This window comes from Pseudomonas sp. P5_B2, assembly GCF_056400445.1.
In genome coordinates this window covers 1-4656 of the sequence record NZ_JBFULH010000327.1, presented here as the reverse complement: position 1 = coordinate 4656, position 4656 = coordinate 1, and the positions used below count along the sequence as shown (strand labels likewise).

General features: G+C 60.8%; 5 protein-coding genes. 4 read left to right on the top strand and 1 reads right to left on the bottom strand.

What is annotated here, in order from left to right:
* Positions 1–1339 (top strand): NAD(P)-dependent oxidoreductase (locus AC1DRJ_RS19570; protein ID WP_477803601.1); only part of this gene is annotated, 1339 nt, incomplete at its 5' end.
* Entirely contained in the window at positions 1340–2614 is a 1275-nt protein-coding gene (gene preA, locus AC1DRJ_RS19565) for an NAD-dependent dihydropyrimidine dehydrogenase subunit PreA (protein WP_477803600.1), read from the top strand.
* A 114-nt stretch (positions 2615–2728) separates the two neighbouring features.
* On the opposite strand, the gene AC1DRJ_RS19560 is transcribed toward preA, so the two are convergent.
* Complete coding sequence (locus AC1DRJ_RS19560) at positions 2729–3349, bottom strand: TetR/AcrR family transcriptional regulator (protein WP_477803599.1); 621 nt, start codon at positions 3347–3349, stop codon at positions 2729–2731.
* 138 nt (positions 3350–3487) lie between these two features.
* On the opposite strand from AC1DRJ_RS19560, the gene copC reads away from it, so the two are divergent.
* Together copC and copD are read left to right on the top strand one after the other, a co-directional pair.
* Positions 3488–3850, top strand: a complete 363-nt coding sequence (copC, locus tag AC1DRJ_RS19555; RefSeq protein WP_477803598.1) for a copper homeostasis periplasmic binding protein CopC — start codon at positions 3488–3490, stop codon at positions 3848–3850.
* 3 nt (positions 3851–3853) lie between these two features.
* Positions 3854–4656, top strand: an 803-nt coding sequence (copD, locus tag AC1DRJ_RS19550) for a copper homeostasis membrane protein CopD (RefSeq protein WP_477803597.1), incomplete at its 3' end; no start/stop codon positions are given.

Below are 4656 nucleotides of genomic sequence, written 5' to 3'. Positions count from 1 at the left end.
TCCTTACGAGAATGCCGCCGCCCTCGCCGGCCATTTCACTGATCTGGCGCCGCCGCTCAACGACCGTCAGGCCCATCTGGAAGCCTCACGCTGCCTGTACTGCTACGACGCGCCGTGCGTCAACGCGTGCCCCAGCGAGATCGATATTCCGTCGTTCATCCGCAATATCCATCAGGAAAACGTTCAGGGTGCGGCGCAGAAAATCCTCTCGGCAAACATCCTTGGCGGCAGTTGCGCGAGGGTTTGCCCGACGGAGGTCCTCTGCCAGCAAGCCTGCGTGCGCAACAACGACCATGAGTGCGCTCCCGTGCTGATCGGCTTGCTGCAACGTTATGCCGTCGACAATGCACACTTCAGTGAACATCCTTTCTCGCGTGCGGCTTCAACCGGCAAGCGCATCGCCGTGGTCGGTGCCGGCCCGGCCGGTTTGTCCTGCGCTCACCGCAGCGCGATGCACGGTCATGACGTGGTGATTTTCGAAGCCCGGGAAAAGGCCGGTGGCCTCAACGAATACGGGATTGCCAAGTACAAACTGGTGGACGATTACGCGCGAAAGGAACTGGAGTTCCTGCTGCAAATCGGCGGCATTGAAATCCGTCACGGGCAAAAACTCGGCGACAACCTGACCCTCAGCGACTTGCATCAGCAATTCGACGCGGTATTTCTCGGCCTCGGCCTGAATGCCAGCAAACAACTCGGTCTGCCCCACGAAGAAGCGCCCGGCCTGCTCGCCGCCACCGATTTCATTCGCGAACTGCGCCAGGCCGATGACTTGACTCAACTGCCGCTGGCCGATCATTGCATCGTCCTCGGCGCCGGCAACACCGCCATCGACATGGCCGTGCAGATGGCCCGGCTCGGTGCTCGCGATGTGAATCTGGTGTACCGCCGTGGCGTTGAAGACATGGGCGCTACCGGTCACGAGCAGGACATCGCCAAGGCTAATCAGGTGCGTTTGCTAACGTGGGCGCAACCGGAAGAAGTGCTGCTCGATGACCAGGGTAACGTGCGCGGCATGCGCTTCGCCCGCACGCACTTGGTAGACGGTCGCCTGCAAACCACCGGGCAAACCTTCGAGCTGGCCGCCGACGCCATTTTCAAAGCCATCGGCCAGGCCTTTGACGGCAGCGCCCTCGCCGACCCGCTGGCCCGCGAACTCAAGCGTCAGGGCGAGCGGATTCAGGTGGATGAGCAGCTGCGCACCAGCATTCCCGGCGTGTATGCCGGTGGCGACTGCACCAGTCTCGATCAGGACCTCACCGTGCAAGCTGTGCAACACGGCAAACTTGCCGCCGAGGCGATCAACGCTCAACTGATGCTCAACGTGGAGGCTGCGTAAATGGCCGATCTCTCGATTGTCTTCGCTGGCATCAAAGCACCCAATCCGTTCTGGCTGGCCTCCGCGCCGCCCACCGACAAGGCTTACAACGTGGTCCGCGCCTTCGAGGCCGGTTGGGGCGGCGTGGTCTGGAAAACCCTGGGTGAAGACCCGGCGGCGGTCAATGTGTCATCGCGCTACTCGGCACATTTCGGTGCCAACCGAGAGGTGGTGGGTTTCAACAATATCGAGCTGATCACCGACCGCTCGCTGGAGATCAACCTGCGGGAAATCACCCAGGTAAAAAAGGACTGGCCGGACCGCGCGCTGATCGTGTCGCTGATGGTGCCCTGTGTCGAAGAGTCGTGGAAATTCATCCTGCCGCTGGTAGAAGCCACCGGCGCCGACGGCATCGAACTGAATTTCGGCTGCCCCCACGGCATGCCGGAGCGCGGCATGGGCGCAGCCGTCGGCCAGGTGCCGGAGTACGTCGAACAGGTCACCCGTTGGTGCAAGACTTATTGCTCGCTACCGGTGATCGTCAAGCTCACGCCGAACATCACCGACATCCGCGTAGCCGCCCGTGCGGCCCATCGCGGTGGCGCGGATGCGGTGTCGCTGATCAACACGATCAACTCGATCACCAGCGTCAACCTGGAACGCATGGTCGCCAACCCGGCGGTGGGCAGCCAAAGCACCCATGGCGGTTATTGCGGTTCGGCGGTGAAGCCGATTGCGCTGAACATGGTCGCCGAAATCGCCCGTGATCCGCAGACCCAAGGCCTGCCAATCTCCGGCATTGGCGGCATCGGCAGCTGGCGCGACGCGGCGGAGTTTATTGCGTTGGGCAGCGGTTCGGTGCAGGTGTGCACGGCGGCGATGCTGCATGGTTTCAGGATCGTCGAGGAAATGAAGGACGGCTTGTCACGCTGGATGGACAGTCAGGGTTACGCCAGTGTGTCGGAATTTTCCGGGCGCGCGGTGAGCAACACCACGGACTGGAAGTACCTCGACATCAACTATCAGGTGATCGCCAAGATTGACCAGGAGGCGTGCATTGGTTGTGGGCGCTGCCACATCGCTTGTGAGGATACCTCGCACCAGGCGATTGCCAGCCTGAAGCAGGCGGACGGGACGCATCAATATTCAGTGATTGAGGATGAGTGCGTGGGCTGCAATTTGTGCCAGATCACCTGCCCGGTGCAGGACTGTATCGAGATGGTACCGATGGACACGGGCAAACCGTTTCTGGATTGGAATCATGATCCGAGGAATCCGTATCATGTAGCTGTCTGATCTGACGCCATCGCGAGCAGGCTCGCTCCCACAGGGATCTTATGAGCGCCAGAGATCCAATGTGGGAGCGAGACCGGCTTGCCGGCGATGAGGCCTGCCGCCACACCGCACACCTCAAGGCTCCAACCCGATCCCCCGCAAAATCACACTGGTCACCGTCTGCACTGCTCGCTCGAACTGCATGTCCGACAGCGGCTGGTGATCATTGAGAATATTCACCTGATGATCAAAGTCCGCATAGTGCTGGGTCGAGGCCCAGATCATGTACAGCAGGCTCGAAGGCTCCACCGGCAAGATGCGTTTATCGTCCACCCACTGGCGAATTTTCGCTTCCTTCATCTTCGCCCAGTCATACAGGCTGGCGTCCAGCGCCACGCCTAATGTCGGTGCACCGTGGATGATCTCGTTGGCCCAGACTTTCGATCCGTAAGGCCGGCTGCGGGAGTGGTTCATCTTGGCGCGGATGTAGCTGCTGAGCACCACGCGCGGATCGTCGAACATCTCGAAGCACAGCGCGTCCTGCTTCCAGACTTCCAGCAGATCAAACAATACCGCGCTGTACAGTTCGGTCTTGGTGCTGAAGTAGTAATGCAGGTTGGAGCGCGGCAGTTGCACCTCGGCGGCGATGTCGGCCATGGCGGTGCCGCCAAAGCCTTTTTCGGCGAAGACCTTCTCCGCCCCGAGCAGAATTTTCTCGACGTTATTGCGACGAATCCCGATCTTGTGATTGCCCATGAGGGCTCCCTGACACCAACGTTGACCAAGACTAGCATCCGGCTCTACGTCGCGGCGACTGGCGGAAACGAAACTTCGTACATCGGCCTTTCGGTGGGTAAACTGGCGCCACTTCGAACCTGCCCCATAGGTATCACGATGCTCAAGAAAGCCCTGACCACTGCCGCACTCCTCGGCTCACTGCTCGCCGCTTCGTCGGTATGGGCCCACGCCCATCTGAAAAGCCAGACCCCGGCGGCGGACAGCACCGTGAGCGCACCTGCGGCACTGCGCCTGGAGTTTTCCGAAGGCGTTGAAGCGGCTTTCACCCAAATCACGATCAGCAAGGACGGGGCCCCTGTGCCAGTGAAGAGCCTCGCCACCGAAGGCAGCGACAAGAAAACCCTGATCGTCACACCTGCCGAACCCCTGACGGCGGGTACGTATAAAGTCGAATGGCACGCGGTGTCCGTCGACACCCACAAAAGCGAAGGCGCCTACGGCTTCAAGGTTGGCCAGTAATTCATGATGAGCGCGATGGTGCTGTGTCGCTTTGTGCATTTCACCGTGGTGCTGATGCTGTTCGGGGCGTGGGCGTTCAGGCCCTTGCTGCTCAATGGCAGCGCTGAACAGCTCGATCGCCGGCTGACGCTGACAGCCCGCTGGCTGGCGGCCGTGGCGCTGCTCAGCGGCGTGGCCTGGCTGCTGCTGATCACGGCGAGCATGGCCGGGACCTGGGTGGCAGCACTTGATCCGTCGACGCTGCACCTGGTGTTGAGTAATACCTTTTTCGGTCAGGTCTGGCGCTGGCACCTGCTGCTGAATGCGTTGTTGGTGGCGTTGCTGATGTCCCCGTGGCGGGCGCACAAACCTCTGCGAATCGGCCTCGCCAGCCTGTTAGTGGCGACCCTCGCCCCGGTCGGTCACGGCGCCATGCTGGATGGCTGGAGCGGCCAATTGCTGATGCTCAACCAAGTCGTACACCTGACCTGCGTTGGCACCTGGCTCGGTGGGTTGATGCTGTTGGTGATGATCTTGCGCCAGCCGGCTGGGCAGCCGATCAAAGCGATGCTGCAGCGCTTCAGTGGTGTCGGTTACGGCCTGGTGGCGGGGTTACTGATTACCGGGCTGATCAACGTTCGAGTCCTCACCGGTGTGTTTTGGCCGACGCCCTTGTTCACTGGGTTCGCGCTGATTCTGTTGATCAAGGTGGCACTGATTGCCGCGATGTTGGGTCTGGCGCTGCTCAATCGCCTGCGAATAAATCACTGGGAACAACGTCTGACCGCACTGAAAACCAGTGTGATTGTTGAATGGATGCTGGGGAT